Below are 397 nucleotides of genomic sequence, written 5' to 3' on the forward strand. Positions count from 1 at the left end.
GATGTAGCAATCGCTCCGCGATTCTTTTTCCGGCTAACTAGTTTGTGCCTTGCCCGTCATCCTCCCCCTTGTTTTCATAGCCCCTTTTCAGATCACTTTGCGGCGCGGAAAACGCCTCAGACCGTGCCGGCAATGGCGTTTTCGAGCAAGGTCAGCGCCGCCTTCTTGGTCAGCTTGACCGGGTTACCGCCGGCGGTCGGATCGACCACCGCCATGTCGGCGATCAGCGCCTTGCGTTTCTTGTCCATGTCGAGCCCCTTGATAAGGCCCGGCAGCGCATGCGGCACCTTCAATTCCTTGCGCAGCTTGATAATCGCCTTGGCGAACCCGTCGAAGCCGCCCTTGATGCCGCAATAGGCGGCGAGCCGGCCGATACGCTCCTCGATGGAGTCACGGT

The 397-nt window shown here is 59.9% G+C and carries 1 pseudogene; it reads right to left on the reverse strand.

Annotated features, from left to right (window positions below):
* Positions 1-116: 116 nt before the first annotated feature.
* A pseudogene (locus EN925_RS39425) lies at positions 117-397 on the reverse strand (iron-containing alcohol dehydrogenase); the annotation flags it as partial.

Source organism: Mesorhizobium sp. M7A.F.Ca.US.006.04.2.1, from assembly GCF_004022915.1.
Lineage (GTDB): Bacteria > Pseudomonadota > Alphaproteobacteria > Rhizobiales > Rhizobiaceae > Mesorhizobium > Mesorhizobium ciceri.